The sequence below is a fragment of the Pseudomonas sp. ICMP 460 genome (assembly GCF_002723595.1).
In the GTDB taxonomy this organism is placed as follows: Bacteria; Pseudomonadota; Gammaproteobacteria; order Pseudomonadales; family Pseudomonadaceae; genus Aquipseudomonas; species Aquipseudomonas kitaguniensis.
On record NZ_LKBR01000068.1, the window covers coordinates 154,247 to 170,350 of the forward strand.

Annotated in this window: 13 protein-coding genes; 4 read left to right on the forward strand and 9 right to left on the reverse strand. The window is 60.8% G+C overall.

The genetic code is table 11. From position 1 onward, the window contains the following. Window positions 1-12: 12 nt before the first annotated feature. The 4 genes from AO240_RS25740 (at window position 13) to AO240_RS25755 (ending at window position 5,297) form a co-directional block, all read left to right on the forward strand. Window positions 13-720 (forward strand): heavy metal response regulator transcription factor, encoded by a 708-nt coding sequence (locus tag AO240_RS25740; RefSeq protein ID WP_099240288.1) that lies wholly within the window; start codon window positions 13-15, stop codon window positions 718-720. Continuing rightward, entirely contained in the window at window positions 710-2,074 is a 1,365-nt protein-coding gene (locus tag AO240_RS25745) for a heavy metal sensor histidine kinase (RefSeq protein ID WP_099240290.1), read from the forward strand. Before AO240_RS25740 ends, AO240_RS25745 begins: the two co-directional genes overlap by 11 nt. 320 nt (window positions 2,075-2,394) lie before the next feature. Further along, window positions 2,395-3,717 carry an OprD family porin gene (locus AO240_RS25750; protein ID WP_099240292.1) on the forward strand — a complete coding sequence of 441 codons (1,323 nt, stop codon included), beginning with the start codon at window positions 2,395-2,397 and terminating at the stop codon, window positions 3,715-3,717. 86 nt (window positions 3,718-3,803) lie between these two features. Then, window positions 3,804-5,297, forward strand: a complete 1,494-nt coding sequence (locus AO240_RS25755) for a sensor domain-containing diguanylate cyclase (RefSeq protein WP_099240294.1) — start codon at window positions 3,804-3,806, stop codon at window positions 5,295-5,297. 279 nt (window positions 5,298-5,576) lie between these two features. On the opposite strand, the gene lpxC is transcribed toward AO240_RS25755, so the two are convergent. The 9 genes from lpxC to murD form a co-directional block, all read right to left on the reverse strand. After that, a complete protein-coding gene (lpxC, locus tag AO240_RS25760; RefSeq protein WP_058414261.1) occupies window positions 5,577-6,488 on the reverse strand; it encodes a UDP-3-O-acyl-N-acetylglucosamine deacetylase in 912 nt (303 codons plus the stop codon). 112 nt (window positions 6,489-6,600) lie between these two features. Then, window positions 6,601-7,806: a cell division protein FtsZ gene (gene ftsZ / locus AO240_RS25765; RefSeq protein ID WP_058414262.1), complete on the reverse strand. Its 1,206-nt coding sequence runs from the start codon at window positions 7,804-7,806 to the stop codon at window positions 6,601-6,603. A 130-nt stretch (window positions 7,807-7,936) separates the two neighbouring features. Then, window positions 7,937-9,199 carry a cell division protein FtsA gene (gene ftsA / locus AO240_RS25770; RefSeq protein WP_057724626.1) on the reverse strand — a complete coding sequence of 421 codons (1,263 nt, stop codon included), beginning with the start codon at window positions 9,197-9,199 and terminating at the stop codon, window positions 7,937-7,939. Between the two features lie 15 nt (window positions 9,200-9,214). Next, a complete protein-coding gene (locus AO240_RS25775; RefSeq protein WP_099240296.1) occupies window positions 9,215-10,084 on the reverse strand; it encodes a cell division protein FtsQ/DivIB in 870 nt (289 codons plus the stop codon). Between the two features lie 4 nt (window positions 10,085-10,088). Beyond that, window positions 10,089-11,045 (reverse strand): D-alanine--D-alanine ligase, encoded by a 957-nt coding sequence (locus AO240_RS25780; RefSeq protein WP_099240298.1) that lies wholly within the window; start codon window positions 11,043-11,045, stop codon window positions 10,089-10,091. Continuing rightward, window positions 11,042-12,487 carry a UDP-N-acetylmuramate--L-alanine ligase gene (gene murC / locus AO240_RS25785; RefSeq protein ID WP_099240300.1) on the reverse strand — a complete coding sequence of 482 codons (1,446 nt, stop codon included), beginning with the start codon at window positions 12,485-12,487 and terminating at the stop codon, window positions 11,042-11,044. The genes AO240_RS25780 and murC overlap by 4 nt, the downstream gene beginning before the upstream one ends. Next, complete coding sequence (gene murG / locus AO240_RS25790; RefSeq protein ID WP_099240302.1) at window positions 12,480-13,550, reverse strand: undecaprenyldiphospho-muramoylpentapeptide beta-N-acetylglucosaminyltransferase; 1,071 nt, start codon at window positions 13,548-13,550, stop codon at window positions 12,480-12,482. The genes murC and murG overlap by 8 nt, the downstream gene beginning before the upstream one ends. Next, on the reverse strand, window positions 13,540-14,757 hold the full coding sequence (gene ftsW / locus AO240_RS25795) for a putative lipid II flippase FtsW (protein WP_099240304.1): 1,218 nt from the start codon (window positions 14,755-14,757) through the stop codon (window positions 13,540-13,542). The genes murG and ftsW overlap by 11 nt, the downstream gene beginning before the upstream one ends. Continuing rightward, the gene (gene murD / locus AO240_RS25800; protein WP_099240306.1) at window positions 14,754-16,100 is read right to left on the reverse strand and encodes a UDP-N-acetylmuramoyl-L-alanine--D-glutamate ligase; all 1,347 of its coding nucleotides are present in this window, start codon (window positions 16,098-16,100) and stop codon (window positions 14,754-14,756) included. Before murD ends, ftsW begins: the two co-directional genes overlap by 4 nt. Between the last annotated feature and the right edge of the window lie 4 nt (window positions 16,101-16,104).

Genomic DNA, 16,104 nt, shown 5'->3' on the forward strand with positions numbered 1-16,104 from the left:
AGCAAAAGGCTCATGCGAGTCCTGATTATTGAAGATGAAGAAAAAACCGCGGACTACTTGCACCGCGGCCTGACGGAGCAAGGCTACACCGTCGACGTGGCGCGCGAAGGCGTCGAAGGCCTGCACCTGGCGCTGGAGAACGATTACGCAGTGATCGTGCTCGACGTGATGCTGCCCGGCCTCGATGGCTTCGGCGTGTTGCGCGCATTGCGCGCGCGCAAGCAGACGCCGGTGATCATGCTGACCGCCCGCGAGCGCGTGGAAGACCGCATTCGCGGCCTGCGTGAAGGCGCGGACGATTATTTGGGCAAGCCGTTTTCGTTCCTCGAACTGGTGGCGCGCCTGCAAGCGTTGACCCGCCGCAGCGGCGGCCACGAACCAGTGCAAGTCACCGTCGCCGACCTGTGGATCGACCTGATCAGCCGCAAGGCCAGTCGCAACGGCGTGCGCCTGGACCTCACCGCCAAAGAGTTCTCGCTGCTCAGCGTGTTGGCGCGGCGCCAGGGTGAAATTCTGTCGAAAACCTCGATTGCGGAAATGGTCTGGGACATCAATTTCGACAGCGACGCCAACGTGGTCGAAGTGGCGATCAAGCGCCTGCGCGCCAAACTCGACGGGCCGTTCGAAGAAAAACTGCTGCACACCATTCGCGGCATGGGCTACGTACTCGAGAGCCGCCTGCTGGAGAACCGTGTGCTGGAGAACCACAGTGGCGGCTAACTCCATCGCGCTGCGCCTGAGCGGCATGTTCACGCTGGTGGCGTTGCTGATCTTCATGTTGATCGGCGGCGCACTCTATCAACAGGTCGACCGCGGCTTGGGGTTACTGCCGGGCGCCGAGCTGGATGCGCGCTACAGCGTGCTTGAATCGTCGGTGAGCCGCTTCGGCACACCGGAGCATTGGGTGAAGATCAAGGCCAAACTCAAGCTGTTGGGCGAGGAAGACAAACGCATCCGCTTCTGGGTGGTGAGCAGCGATCCGAACTACGAATATGGCAACCCTGATGCGCAGATACGTGCCTTCGCCGAAGGCCCGACCGGCAAGCGCGACTTGCGCCTGCCTGCGCGTGAACACTCGTTCAAAGTCTTGGTGAGCCAGTTCCCGGCCAAAGACCAGCGCCCGCCGCTGCGTTTTATGATCGCGATCGACACCGAAAACTTCAGCGCCACCCAGCACCAACTGCTGATCGCGTTGATCGGCCTGGCGTTTGTCGGCGTGGTGCTGGCGGCGCTACTGGGGTTTTGGGTCTCGCGTATCGGCCTCAAGCCGTTGAGCAAACTCTCGGAGGAGGCGCAGAAACTCGCGCCGCCGAAACTCTCCGGGCGCCTGCAATTGACGCCGCTGCCGCCGGAGCTGAGCCAGTTCGTCAACTCATTCAACGCCACGCTCGACCGCGTGGAGCAGGCCTACTCGCGCCTGGAGTCGTTCAATGCCGACGTGGCTCACGAACTGCGCTCGCCACTGACCAACTTGATCGGGCAGACCCAAGTCGCGCTGACGCGTGGCCGTTCGGCCGAGCATTATTTCGAGGTGCTGCAATCCAACCTTGAAGAGCTGGAACGCTTGCGTTCGATCATCAATGACATGCTGTTCCTCGCCAGCGCCGACCAGGGCAGCAAGGCGACCAAACTGACGCAAAGCTCGCTGGCGGATGAAGTGGCGACCACGCTCGACTACCTCGATTTCATCCTGGAAGACGCTCAAGTCAACGTGCGGGTAAACGGTGATGCCTTGGTGCACATCGAAAAAGCCCACTTGCGCCGTGCGCTGATTAATCTGCTGAGCAATGCGGTGCAGCACACCGCGCCTGGGCAGGTTATCGAGGTGAACATTGACGTGCGCGAACATCAGGTGACGATTGGCGTGACCAACCCCGGCGAGCAGATTGCCAGCGAGCATTTGCCACGGCTATTTGAGCGCTTTTATCGGGTGGATGCGTCGCGCAGTAACAGCGGGGCGAACCATGGGTTGGGGTTGGCGATTGTTAAAGCGATTGCGTTGATGCATGGCGGGGACGTGTTTGTGCGCAGTGAGGGCGGCGGTAATACCTTTGGCATTACCCTGCCGGTTTAGCTGACCTGAATCACAGGGCCGAACTCAGCCAGAAATGTGGGAGCGCTGTTCCTGTCGGTCTGACTGTTGCGATTTGGGCAACAGTCATTATCTTGTTACACTCCGCCCCCGCCGCTCAACTGCCTGCTTTTCAAGTACGCATCAGCGCGACAGCAAAGACAGCTTCCGCTTGCTCGAATCCACATCGACTGACTCCCAGGGCTCTAACCTAGGATTCCGTCTCAAAGCCGCTGACTCAAGCGGCTTTTTTTTGCCGCAAAAAAGGCCAGGCACACCCCCACGACATTGGCCGTTTTCGATTGATCAAAGGAGCTCCCCCAGTGAAGAACTCGCTGACGTTAACCCCACTATTCCTAGCGATCACAGCAATTATCGCCCCCCTCGCCCACGCAGCAGACGCGGCGCCTGCCGACGGTTTTATCGAAGGCTCACACCTGACGATCAACACCCGCAATTACTACATGAACCGCGACCGGCGCGACATTCACACCGATGACAGCAAGGAGTGGGGCCAGGGCTTTATCGGCACGTTCACATCCGGCTACACCCAAGGCACGCTCGGCTTTGGCCTGGACCTCAACGCCATGCTCGGCCTGAAACTCGACGGCGGTGGCGGCACCGACGGTTCCAGCATCCTTCCCTACGGCAGCGGCAACGGTAAAGCACCGGGGTCGTTTTCGACCGCAGGCGGCACCTTGAAAATGCGCGCCCTGGACACCGAGTTGAAGGCCGGCGACCTGTTCCTTAATAACCCGGTGATCGCCGGCGGCATGACGCGCATGTTGCCGCAGACCTTTCGTGGCGTAAGCCTGACCAACCACAGCTTCGACGGCTGGATGTTCGAGGGCGGCCAGGCCAGCTTCACCAAGCTTTACAACCAGAGCGGCCACCGGCGCATCGGCACCAGCTACGGCGTGTTGCCGAACACTGCCGACAGCCAGCACCTGAACTGGGCGGGCGTGTCTTTCAGCGGCCTGCCGGGGCTGACCAGCAACCTGTATGCCTCCGAACTCAAGGACGTATGGCATCAGTATTACTACGACCTGGATTACACCTACGCGCTGAACGACTGGGTAAGCCTCAACCCGGGCCTGCACTACTACCACACCCAGGACACCGGCCAGTCGCTGCTGGGCAACATCGACAACAACACCTACAGCCTGCATTTCACCGTGGGCGTGGGCAACCACAGCGTTACGGCCGCCTACCAGCGGGTACACGGCGACACGCCGTTTGACTACATCAGCCAGGGCGACAGCGTGTACCTGGACAACTCGCAGCAGTACTCGGATTTCAACGGCCCCAACGAGCGGTCGTGGAAACTCAAGTACGCCTATGACTTCGCCGGCCTCGGCGTGCCTGGGCTGACCTCCGCCGTGTCGTATGTCAGCGGCAAGACCGACCTCACCAAAGTCGACCCCAACAGCCGTGGCTACAGCACGTGGTACAGCGCTGATGGCAAAGACGCCAAGCATTGGGAACGCGACATCGACGTGAAATACGTGGTGCAAGGCGGTAAGGCGAAGAACTTGGCGGTACGCCTGCAGTGGGCCGAAAACCGTGGGAGTAACGGCTATTCGGCGGTGGACCGGGATATGGATGAATACCGCGTAATCGTCGACTATCCGATCAACGTGTTCTAACGCGCAAATCTTTCTTTCATACCCACCGTTCAATTTTCATCGCGTAGAACTAAACTGCCAGCATCTTCACTGCTGAAGTCTGCGCGATGAGTCAACGCCCTGCTCGTACACCGCCTGCACTCCCGGACATGTTGCTGATTCTGGGCAGTAGCCTCACGGTCATCCTGATTGTGATTATCGTCGCGGCATTGCTGATCCGTGAGCATGCGAGCACCCTGCGGGCGGCGACGCGCTCAACCACCAATATTGCCCAACTGATCAACGCCGATGTGCTGCGTAACGTCGAGCTGTATGACCTGGCCCTTAAGGGGCTGATCCAGGCAAAACAACGCGAAGACTTGTCGCAGGTGTCCGCTGACATCCAGCACCTGGTGCAGTTTGATCTCTCTACGGCTGCGCCCTTCAAGGGCGAAGTGCTATTGCTGGACGCGAACGGCGCAGTCGTCGCTGACTCATCTACCCTCAAGCCCACGCCGCGCAACTTTGCCAACCGCGATTATTTTCAGGTACATGTAAACGACGCGCAGGCGGGTTTGTTTATCAGCCGACCGTTCAAGATCCACTGCGATTGCGAGCAGGTCTGGCGCATTGCATTCAGCCGACGCGTGTCTGGCCCCGACGGCGAATTCGCCGGCGTTGCAGTGGCGACCATGCGCCTGGCGTACTTCGACCAGCTATTCAGCAGCCTCACCATTGGCAACGGCAGCACCGTGAACCTGCTGAGCATCAACGGTATTCTGTTGGCCCAGCAGCCGCTGCTCGAACGCGACATGATCAACAAGGACCTCAGCGATCGGCCGAACTTCAAGCGCATGCTGCGCGAAGGCAGCGGCAGCTTCCAGGCCGTCTCGACCACCAGCGGCAAGGAACGTTTTTACACCTTCACCACGGTCGGGGAGCTGCCGCTGATTGTGGTGGTGGCGCTGTCCAGTGAAGACGTACTCGCGCCCTGGAAGCGCGCTACCTGGCTGACCAGCGGGGCCACCGGCGTGCTCTGCATTGGCCTGTTGTGGTTGACGTGGATGCTGCGCCTTGAGCTGCGCCGCCGCCATCGCGCCGAGCAGGTGCTGTCAGAACTGGCAGCCACCGATGCCCTGACCGGCCTGGCCAACCGTCGCACCCTTGATGAGCGCCTGCGCCTGGAATGGGACCGCGCACAGCGCTCGACTGAGCCGATGGCGCTGTTGATGATCGACGTCGACCACTTCAAAGCCTTCAACGACCGCCATGGTCACCACGGTGGCGACGAGGCATTGCGCACGGTTGCCCAGGTGATCGGCAGCAATATCCGCCGCCCCGCCGACCTGGCCGCGCGCTATGGCGGTGAGGAGTTCGCGGTGGTATTGCCGCATACCGACCTGACGGGTGCCTGGGTGATCGCCGAGCATATCCGCAACAGTGTCGAGCTTTTGCCACTGGTGGCCGACGCCGAACGGCCGATTACCGTGAGTATCGGCATGAGCATCTGGGAGAAACACAGCCGCACGTCGTTGGAGGCGCTGCTGCTGAGTGCGGATCAGGCGCTGTATGAGGCTAAACGCAGCGGGCGCAACCGAATTGTCGACGCCACAATCGCGTGAATCAGACAAATCAACGAGTGGCGAGCGTGGCCGTTGTGGCGAGCGGGCTTGCTCGCGTTGGAGCGCGAAGCGGTCCCGGCTGCTGAGCAGGTACACCCGGCACGGCGCGGTGCCTGGTTCCAGGGCTGCTGCGCAGCCCAACGCGAGCAAGCCCGCTCGCCACAACAGCCCGCTCTCCAAAGCCGGCCCGCTCGCCACAGGCCGGTGCACGAATTTTTGACAATAAAAAAAGGCCACCAGAAGGCAGCCTTTTAAAACTAAAGAAAAGAGAGTTGTTGCTTACACCGCCGCGACGGGACGCATGTAAGAGATCGGTGCGGTGCTGGCATCTTCGAAGGTCACGACTTCCCAAGCGTCTGTCTGAGCAATCAACTTGCGCAGCAGCTGGTTGTTAAGGGCGTGGCCCGACTTGAAGCCTTTGAACTCGCCTATCAGGCTATTGCCCAGCAGGTAGAGGTCACCGATTGCATCGAGGATTTTATGCTTCACGAATTCGTCTTCGTAGCGAAGGCCGTCTTCGTTCAGTACACCATCCGCGTCGACCACAATGGCGTTTTCAACGCTGCCGCCGAGTGCGAGGTTGTGCTTGCGCAGGTACTCGATGTCACTCATGAAACCAAAGGTACGGGCGCGGCTGACTTCTTTTACAAACGAAGTGCTGGAAAAATCCACGCTTGCACTTTGTACGCGGTCACGGAATACCGGGTGATCGAAATCGATCTCAAAGCTCACTTTAAAGCCTTCAAACGGGACGAAGGTGGCGCGCTTGTCGCCGTCTTCTACTGTCACTTCCCGCAGAATGCGAATGAACTTCTTGGCTGCGTCCTGTTCTTCCAGGCCGGCAGATTGAATCAAGAATACGAAGGGTCCAGCGCTGCCATCCATGATCGGGACTTCGGACGCGGAGAGCTCGACGTAGGCGTTATCGATGCCCAGGCCAGCCATGGCCGAGAGCAAGTGCTCCACCGTGTCCACTTTGACGTCACCGTTGACCAACGTGGTCGACATCGTGGTTTCGCCAACATTTTCCGCGCGAGCAGGAATCTGCACCACAGGGTCCAGGTCGGCACGAACAAACACGATGCCGGTGTCGACAGGTGCAGGTTTGAGGGTCAGGTATACCTTCTCCCCGGAGTGCAGACCTACACCTGTGGCACGGATAATATTCTTCAGGGTGCGTTGTTTAATCATGGCTTGGACCGCTTGAGCGCAAATTGCGAACTGGTATCAACAAAGGCTGGCGATAATAGCAGACCAGACCTTTGCTGAACACCAATCACCTTCATAGCCCTGATACATTCCATCAATCGGCCTGACGACGCAGGAATGCCGGGATGTCCAGGTAATCCAAGTCATCTTGTGGATTCGGGCTACGCGAGGCCGCAGCACCGGCCTGAGCCTGGTTGCGCATCACGGTAGGACGGTCCAGATCACGGTAGTTAACCGACGGCAGTTCCTGGCGCGAAGGCGCTGGAGCGGCAGCCGATTGGCTGGCGTGGCTGTTGTGGCCGGTGTGAACGGTATTGTCGATGACCTTCACAGGCTTCTCGATTTTTGCGCCCAGGCCGGTAGCAACTACGGTCACGTGCAGTTCGTCGCGCATGTCCGGGTCGATAACAGTACCGACTTTGACCATGGCGTGCTCGGAAGCAAAGGCTTCGATGATGCTACCCACGTCGGAGTACTCACCCAGGGACAGGTCAGGGCCGGCGGTGATGTTCACCAGGATGCCGCGTGCACCTTGCAGGTTCACGTCTTCGAGCAACGGGTTGCGAATCGCAGCTTCGGTGGCTTCACGTGCACGGTTAGGACCGCTGGCGCAGCCAGTGCCCATCATCGCCATGCCCATTTCGCTCATGACAGTACGTACGTCGGCAAAGTCGACGTTGATCATGCCCGGGCGCTTGATGATGTCGGAGATACCGCGAACGGCACCGGCCAGTACATCGTCAGCCTTGGCGAAAGCCGACAGCAGGCTGGCGTCCTTACCCAAGATGGTCAGCAGCTTCTCGTTGGGGATGGTGATCAACGAGTCGACGCTTTCAGACAGCAGACGGATGCCTTCGTCGGCGATCTGCATACGCTTGCGGCCTTCAAACGGGAACGGACGCGTCACGACAGCAACGGTCAGAATCCCCATTTCCTTGGCCACTTCGGCAATGATCGGGGCTGCACCGGTACCGGTACCGCCGCCCATGCCGGTGGTGATGAACACCATGTTTGTGCCTTGCAGCACTTCAGCAATACGCTCGCGGTCTTCCAGCGCGGCTTGACGGCCGACTTCCGGGTTGGCGCCAGCGCCGAGGCCCTTGGTCACCGCAGTGCCCAATTGCAGGATGGTCCGCGCGCCGATGCTTTTCAGCGCCTGGGCATCAGTGTTGGCGCAGATGAATTCAACGCCTTCAATGTTGCTCTTGACCATATGGTTGACAGCGTTGCCGCCGCCACCGCCGACACCGATCACTTTGATGACCGGGCTTGCGGGGATGTTGTCTACGAGTTCGAACATGTTCCCTCTCCTTTCGTTATCTCTAGTTTTTTCGCCTACTGCTTTACATCAGCTACAAGTTGCAAGCTATTAGCTGCAAGCTTGAAGCGTGTTACTTGAAGCTTGCGGCTTGACGCTTGCCGCTGCTTCTTTAAAAATTGCCTTTGACCCAAGCCTGCAGCCGTTCGAACAACGGCGCTTTCGCTTCGTCGTCGCTGCGGTAGCTGTCACGGATGCTCGGGCCCGACAGGGAAATGCCGTCGGTCTGCTTTTGCAGCCCGTACAACAGCAAGCCCACGCCGGTCGAATAAATCGGGTTGCGCACCACATCGCCGAGGCCTTTGACGCCATGCGGAACGCCCAGGCGCACCGGCATGTGGAAGATTTCTTCGGCCAGTTCGACTGCGCCTTCCATCTTCGAGGTGCCACCGGTCAACACGATGCCGGCCGGGATCAAATCTTCGTAGCCGCTGCGACGCAGTTCAGCCTGAATCAGCGTGAACAGCTCGTCGTAGCGTGGCTCGACCACTTCGGCCAATGCCTGGCGCGACAGCTCGCGCGGCGGACGGTCGCCGACGCTTGGCACTTTGATGGTTTCACCGGCACCAGCCAGTTTGGCCAGGGCGCAGGCGTAGCGAATTTTGATTTCTTCGGCGTACTGGGTCGGTGTACGCAGCGCCATGGCGATGTCGTTGGTGACCTGGTCGCCGGCAATCGGGATCACCGCGGTGTGACGAATCGCACCCTCGGTGAAGATCGCGATGTCGGTGGTGCCGCCGCCGATGTCGACCAGGCATACGCCGAGTTCTTTTTCGTCGTCGGTCAGTACCGAGTAGGCCGAGGCCAACTGCTCAAGAATGATGTCGTCGATTTCGAGGCCGCAGCGACGCACACATTTTTCAATGTTTTGCGCAGCGTTGACGGCGCAGGTCACTACGTGAACCTTGGCTTCCAGGCGTACGCCCGACATGCCCAGCGGCTCGCGAACGCCTTCCTGGTTGTCGATTACGTAGTCCTGCGGCAGGGTGTGCAGCACGCGCTGGTCAGCCGGGATCGCCACGGCCTGGGCGGCGTCAAGCACGCGCTCAAGGTCGGCCGCGCTGACTTCGCGGTCGCGGATCGCCACGATGCCGTGGGAATTCAGGCTGCGGATATGGTTGCCGGCAACGCCGACGAACGCCGAGTGAATCCGGCAACCGGCCATCAGCTGCGCTTCTTCAATCGCGCGCTGGATCGATTGCACAGTGGACTCGATGTTCACCACCACGCCCTTCTTCAGGCCACGGGACGGATGCGTGCCAATACCGACGATTTCGATCGTGCCGTCTTCCCCGACCTCGCCCACCAGCGCCACCACCTTGGAGGTGCCGATATCGAGACCGACGATCATTTTGCCGCTTTGCACGTTTGCCATGGGTCCTGCCTCTTCTTAATTCTTCGCGACAGCGGGTTGCGCTGCCGTGGGCGCAGCCGGTTCACGCCAGCCGACGGCAAGGCCGTTGGCGTAACGCAGGTCGACGCTCGCAATGTTCGTAATCTGTTCTTTCAAGGTCTTGTCATAGATGGCAATAAAGCGGCGCATCTTTTCCACCAAGCGGTCGCGTCCCAGCAACAACTCGATACCCGGGCCGGAACTGCCTGCCCCGGTGGTCAAAAACCAGCTGCCCCGTTCACGCAGTTCCAGGCGTGCAATGGAGAAGCCCAGCGGCCGCAGCATCTGGCTCAAGGCCTGGTACTGCTGCATCACTTGCTGCTGCGCCCGCTGCGGCCCGAACAACTGCGGCAGGTGCTCGTAGTTGGCCAGTTCACGCGGGGTGAACGCTTGGCCCTGGTTGTTCAACAGCGCCTCATCACCCCAACGGGCCACGGGCAGTTGTTCTTCCAGGCGGATCGTCACTTGGTCCGGCCATACGCGGCGGACTTCGGCGTGGGCGATCCACGGCATCTGTTCCAGCTCTGAGCGCATACCGGCCAGGTCGATGGTGAAGAAGCTCGCCGCCAGGAACGGGCCGATACGCTGCTGCACCGCTTGCTGGCTGATGTAACTCAAGTCGCCCTGCACGCTGATCCTGGTGATCGGGCGGTCGGCATACGGCAACAGACGCTGTGCGCCCTCGTAAGTACCGAAGCCCAACACCACCAGCAACACCGGCCAGAACAGCGCTTTGATAAAACCAAAGTTGGCTTTGGGCAGGCGCGCCGACATCGGCTCTTTAGCCACCATTCGGCTGGCACCCCGTGGCACCGGCTTGCGGCCGGGTGCTTGTGGGGGCTGATGACGAAGCGATGCGCCGTTCATGTTCTTAGCCTCTAGGCTCAATGCTTGCCGCTAGAATCGCCAGCACCAACTGCTGGAAATCCAGACCGGCTGCACGGGCTGCCATGGGTACCAGGCTGTGGTCGGTCATGCCGGGAGCAGTGTTGACTTCAAGGAACCAGAAATTCCCTTGGTCATCCTGCATCACGTCTGCCCGCGCCCAACCGGCGATACCCAGCGCCTCACAGGCTTTCGCCGTGAGGTCCATCAATTCCTGTTCCTTGTTTGCGTCAAGGCCACACGGAATCCGGTACTGAGTATCGGAAGCCACGTACTTGGCGTCGTAGTCATAAAAGGTATGGGGCGTGCCCAATGCGATAGGCGGCAATACCTGGCCACGCAGGGTGGCGATGGTGAACTCGGGACCTTGAATCCACTGTTCCACCATCACTTGCGAATCATAGGTACTTGCCGCTTTCCATGCGTCGATCAATTCGGCGGCCGAGTTCACTTTGGCCATGCCGATACTGGAGCCTTCATGGGCTGGTTTGACGATCAAAGGCAGGCCCAGTTCCTTTGCTGCAGAAATACAATCGTCTTCGCTGCACAGAACACTGTGACGCGGTGTAGGAATGCCCAAACTGTGCCACACCTGCTTGGTGCGCAACTTGTCCATGGCCAGTGCCGAGGCAAGAATGCCGCTGCCGGTGTAAGGAATACCGGCGCACTCCAGCAAGCCCTGCATGCTGCCGTCTTCACCACCACGGCCGTGCAGAATAATGAAGGCGCGGTCGATTTTTTCAGCTTGCAGGCGAGCCAGAAAATCATCGCCCACGTCGATACCGAACGCATCCACGCCGCCGCTCAGCAGTGCTCCAAGTACCGCATTGCCGGACTTGAGCGACACTTCGCGCTCAGCGCTCTTGCCGCCGAACAACACCGCCACGCGGCCGAAATCGGCAGGCGTGATAGTGGAAAACAGGCTGTCGTAATTCATGCTCATTTCGACGTCCCCTGCACAGCGGCGAACAACGGGCTCGCGAGCAATTTAGGCGCAAGACCACCGATGTCGCCGGCGCCCTGGCACAGCAGGATGTCACCGGCACGCAGCAGCGGCTTGACGATCGGCGCCAGGTCTACACCACGCTCGATGTAGATCGGGTCCAACTGGCCACGCTGACGGATGCTGTTGCACAGCTTGCGGCTGTCGGCGCCCGGAATTGGCTCTTCACCGGCCGGGTAGACTTCCATCAACAGCAGCACGTTGGCATCGGCCAATACATTGACGAAGTCGTCATACAGGTCGCGCGTACGGCTGTAGCGGTGCGGCTGGTAAACCATCACCAGGCGGCGCTCCGGCCAGCCACCGCGTACGGCTTTGATCACCGCGGCGACTTCGGTTGGGTGGTGACCGTAATCGTCGACCAGCATCACGTCGCCGCCGTCTACCGGCAGTTGGCCGTAGACCTGGAAGCGACGGCCGACACCGGCGAAGCGCGACAGGCCTTCGACGATGGCTTCATCACTGACGCCTTCATCGGAAGCGATGCAGATGGTCGCCAGGGAGTTAAGTACGTTGTGGTTGCCCGGCATGTTGACCGACACATCCAACGGCTCGCGGTCTGGGCGCAGCACGGTGAAGTAGGTTTGCATGCCTGCCTGGCGCACGTTGATCGCGCGCACGTCGGCGTCTTCGCTGAAGCCGTAAGTCACGGTCGGACGTTTGACCAGCGGCAGAATTTCGCGCACCACCGGGTCGTCCAGGCACACCACGGCCAAGCCATAGAACGGCAGGTTATGCAGGAACTCGACGAAGGTTTTCTTCAACTTGTTGAAGTCACCGTCGTAGGTCGCCATGTGGTCTTCGTCGATGTTGGTGACCACCGCAACCATCGGCTGCAGGTGCAGGAAGCTCGCGTCACTTTCATCGGCTTCGGCGATCAGGTAACGGCTGGTGCCGAGCTGGGCATTGGTGCCCGCGGCATTCAGACGGCCACCGATCACGAATGTCGGGTCCAGGCCACCGGCGGCGAACACCGACGCGATCAGGCTGGTGGTGGTGGTTTTGCCGTGCGTACCGGCGACGGCAATGCCGTGGCGATAGCGCATCAGCTCGGCGAGCATTTCGGCACGCGGCACCACCGGAATACGCCGCTCAAGGGCAGTCGCGACTTCCGGGTTGGAGGTGTTCACGGCGCTTGAAACCACCAGTACGTCAGCCTCGGCCGCGTTCTCGGCACGGTGGCCGATGAAGATGTGCGCGCCGAAGGTTTTCAGGCGGTCGGTGACCGGCGACTCTTTCAAGTCAGAGCCGGACACCTGGTAGCCGAGGTTCAGCAGAACTTCGGCAATCCCGCACATGCCCACGCCGCCGATGCCGACGAAGTGGATGCGACGGATGCGGCGCATTTCCGGCTGTGGCATGGCTTTCTGATTCTCAACCATGGGCCACCTCCAGGCAAATATCGACCACGGTGCGGGTTGCGTCAGGTTTGGCCAGGCGGCTTGCGGTGCTCGCCATGCTGTTGAGTCGTTCCGGTTGCATCAAAACCTCGGTCAGGCGTGCCGCCAAATCAGCGGCGCCAGTCGTTCTTTGCGGCAGCAGGAAGGCAGCGCCCTCCCCGGCCAAATATTCGGCGTTGCGGGTCTGGTGATCGTCGATCGCGTGGGGCAAAGGCACCAGCAAGGACGGCAGACCGGCGGCGGCCAGTTCACTGACGGTCAGCGCGCCGGAGCGGCAAACCACCAGGTCGGCCCAGCCATAGGCTTGGGCCATGTCTTTGATGAAGGGCTGCACATTGGCCTCAACACCGGCTTCGCGATAACGCGTTGCGGTGACTTCAGCATGCTGCTTGCCAGCCTGATGGAACACGTGCGGACGCACTTCCAGCGGAAGTTGCGCCAGCGCTTCAGGCAGCAATGTGTTCAAGGGCTCGGAGCCCAGGCTTCCGCCCAGGATCAACAAGTGCGCCTTGCGCCCGACCAGTGCTTCGCGGGCGATGCCCATGAACAGTTCGGTACGCACCGGGTTACCGGTGGTGCGCAATTTGCCCGAGGCGCTAAAGGTCTTCGGAAACGCTTCACACACCCGCGCGGCCAACGGCACCAGCAAGCGGTTGGCGGTGCCGGCGACGGCGTTCTGTTCGTGCACGATCACCGGCACGCCCGCGAGCTTGGCCGCCACGCCACCAGGGCCGGTCACATAACCGCCGAAACCGAGCACGCACACCGGCTGCAATTGGCGAATCACTTTGCGCGCTTGCCACACGGCCTTGAGCAGCACAAACGGCGCCTTGAGCAGGGATAATTTGCCCTTGCCACGCAAGCCGGTGACGTTAATCAGGTGCAGCGGCAAACCGGCATTTGGCACCAACTCGTTTTCGATACCGCGCGGTGTGCCCAACCAGTGCACGCTGTAGCCACGGTTCTGGAATTCACGCGCGCACGCCAGGGCCGGGAACACGTGGCCCCCGGTGCCGCCCGCCATGATCAGCACGTTAGCGCCCATGGGTCGGCTCCTCGGCGAAGTCGCTTTCGCTGAACTCCATCTCTTCGCTGCCCAAGTGGGTTCGACTCTCCCACTCGATGCGCAGCAACAAACCGAGGCACGCGCAGCAAATCACCAACGAACTGCCGCCGTAACTGAGGAACGGCAAGGTCAGGCCCTTGGTCGGCAGCAGGCCGACGTTCACACCGATGTTGATCAGGAACTGGCCGATCCACAGGAACGACAAGCCGTACGCCACGTACGCGGCGAAATACTGTTTGGCCTTCTCGGCCCACAAGCCGATGTACATGCCGCGTACACACACGAACACGAACAGCGCCACGGTGCACAGCGAACCGACCACGCCGAGCTCTTCGGCGAGTACCGAGAACACGAAGTCGGTGTGCGCTTCCGGCAGGTAAAACTGCTTCTGCACGCTGTTGCCCAGGCCCACGCCCAACCATTCGCCGCGACCGAAAGCGATCAACGCCTGGGTCAACTGGTAGCCGGAACCGAACTGGTCGGACCACGGGTCGGTAAAGGTAATCAGACGGGCCATGCGATAAGGTTGCGCCTGCACCAGCACCGTCACGGCGGCCACAGCCAGCACCACCATCAAGGTGAAGCGGAACAGGCCCACGCCCCCGAGAAACAGCATCGCTGCGGCCGCGCCCATCATCACGACGGTGGCACCGAAGTCGGGCTCCATCAGCAACAGGCCGGCCATTGGCAGCAGCACGATGAACGGTTTGAAAAAGCCCATCCAGCTTTCGCGGACTTCTTTCTGGCGGCGCACCAGGTAACCGGCGAGGTAGATCACCACGAACACCTTGGCGATTTCCGATGGCTGCACGTTGAACGCACCGAAGCCGATCCAGCGCATCGAACCGTTCACCTCGCGCCCGATGCCCGGCAGGATCACCATGATCAGCAGGCCGAACGCACCGATCAGCATCAACCAACCCAGGCGCTGCCAGGTGGCGATGGGAATCATCATGGTGACAATGCACGCACCGAGGCCAATCACCAGGTACACCAAGTGACGGATCATCATGTACAGGGTGTTGCCCGACTGCACGGCGGCCACTTCGGAGGACGCCGAGGTGATCATCACCAGCCCAAGGCCAAGCAGCGCGAGGCAACCGGCAAGCATCGGGAAATCAAGGTCGATGCCACGCCCGGTGATGATCGGCGACGGGTACGGCTTGATGATATTTCTGAAATTCATGCCAAGGCCTCCACGGCGCGGGCGAACAGCTGGCCGCGCTCTTCGTAGTGCTTGAACATGTCGAAACTGGCGCATGCCGGCGACAGCAGCACCGCATCGCCTGGCTGAGCCAGGGCTTTGCAGTGGGCAATTGCAGCGTCCAAAGAGGTCGCGCGAATTTGCGGCACCGCGTCGCCGAGGGCGGCAGCGATCAAATCGGCATCGCGGCCGATCAGCACCACGGCGCGGCAATGCGCAGCCACAGGACCTTTAAGGTCCTTGAAGTCGGCGCCTTTGCCGTCGCCACCGGCGATCAGCACCAGCTTGCCGTCGATGTCGGCACCCAAGCCTTCGATGGCAGCCAATGCGGCGCCGACGTTGGTGGCTTTGGAGTCGTTGTAATAGCTGACGCCGTTGAGGTCGCGTACCCATTGGCAGCGATGCTCAAGCCCGCCGAACGTGCGCAAGCTGGAGAGCATGGCATCGAACGGCAGGCCGACGGCATGGCCCAAAGCCAAGGCCGCCAAGGCATTGGACTGGTTATGCGCGCCACGGATTTTCAGCTCGCGCACCGGCATCAGGTTCTGGAATTCGAAGGCCAGGTATTTCTCGCCGTTCTCTTCGCGAATGCCGAAGGCTTTGAAGTCGGGTTTGCTCAGGCCGAAGGTCCAGCACGGCAGGCCCTCGCCCATCAACGGACGGCTGAGGGCATCCTGGCGGTTGACCACTACTTGCCGGGCGCCACGGAAGATCCGGTGCTTGGCCAAGTGATACGCCGGCAGGCCGTTGTAGCGGTCCATGTGGTCTTCGCTGACGTTCAACACGGTGGCCACTTCAGCGCCGAGGTCATGGGTGGTTTCCAGCTGGAAACTCGACAGCTCCATCACGTACAGCTCGACGTCGTCACTCAGCAAGTCCAGCGCCGGTGTGCCGAGGTTGCCGCCCACCGCCACGCGTTTGCCGGCCGCAACCGCCATGTCGCCAACCAGTGTGGTCACGGTGCTTTTGGCGTTCGAACCGCTGATGGCCACAATCGGCGCTTTCGCGTTACGCGCGAACAGGTCGATATCGCCCGAAAGCTTCACGCCACGCGCCGCTGCCGCTTGCAGAGCGGGCGTTGCCAGGGCCAGGCCAGGGCTCACGTAAAGCTCGTCGGCGCGGCACAGAAACTCGACGTCCAGTTCGCCACAACGCACTTCCACGTGCGGGTAGTCACGGCGCAGCGTGACCAGCTCCGGTGGATTTTCCCGCGTATCGGCCACGGCAAACGACGTGCCCCGGTTCGCCAGGAAGCGAACCAGGGACATGCCGCTCTTGCCGAGGCCGACAACGATGCGGAAGTGGTCTGAAGCGATCAGGGACACTCGT

What these genes read in the sequence shown, in the direction of transcription:
- AO240_RS25740 (WP_099240288.1), top strand. Translation starts at nt 13, where the DNA reads ATGCGAGTCCTGATTATTGAAGATGAAGAAAAAACCGCGGACTACTTG.
- AO240_RS25755 (WP_099240294.1), top strand. Translation starts at nt 3,804, where the DNA reads ATGAGTCAACGCCCTGCTCGTACACCGCCTGCACTCCCGGACATGTTG.
- lpxC (WP_058414261.1), bottom strand. Translation starts at nt 6,488, where the DNA reads ATGATTAAACAACGCACCCTGAAGAATATTATCCGTGCCACAGGTGTA.
- ftsZ (WP_058414262.1), bottom strand. Translation starts at nt 7,806, where the DNA reads ATGTTCGAACTCGTAGACAACATCCCCGCAAGCCCGGTCATCAAAGTG.
- ftsA (WP_057724626.1), bottom strand. Translation starts at nt 9,199, where the DNA reads ATGGCAAACGTGCAAAGCGGCAAAATGATCGTCGGTCTCGATATCGGC.
- AO240_RS25775 (WP_099240296.1), bottom strand. Translation starts at nt 10,084, where the DNA reads ATGAACGGCGCATCGCTTCGTCATCAGCCCCCACAAGCACCCGGCCGC.
- AO240_RS25780 (WP_099240298.1), bottom strand. Translation starts at nt 11,045, where the DNA reads ATGAGCATGAATTACGACAGCCTGTTTTCCACTATCACGCCTGCCGAT.
- murC (WP_099240300.1), bottom strand. Translation starts at nt 12,487, where the DNA reads ATGGTTGAGAATCAGAAAGCCATGCCACAGCCGGAAATGCGCCGCATC.
- murG (WP_099240302.1), bottom strand. Translation starts at nt 13,550, where the DNA reads ATGGGCGCTAACGTGCTGATCATGGCGGGCGGCACCGGGGGCCACGTG.
- ftsW (WP_099240304.1), bottom strand. Translation starts at nt 14,757, where the DNA reads ATGAATTTCAGAAATATCATCAAGCCGTACCCGTCGCCGATCATCACC.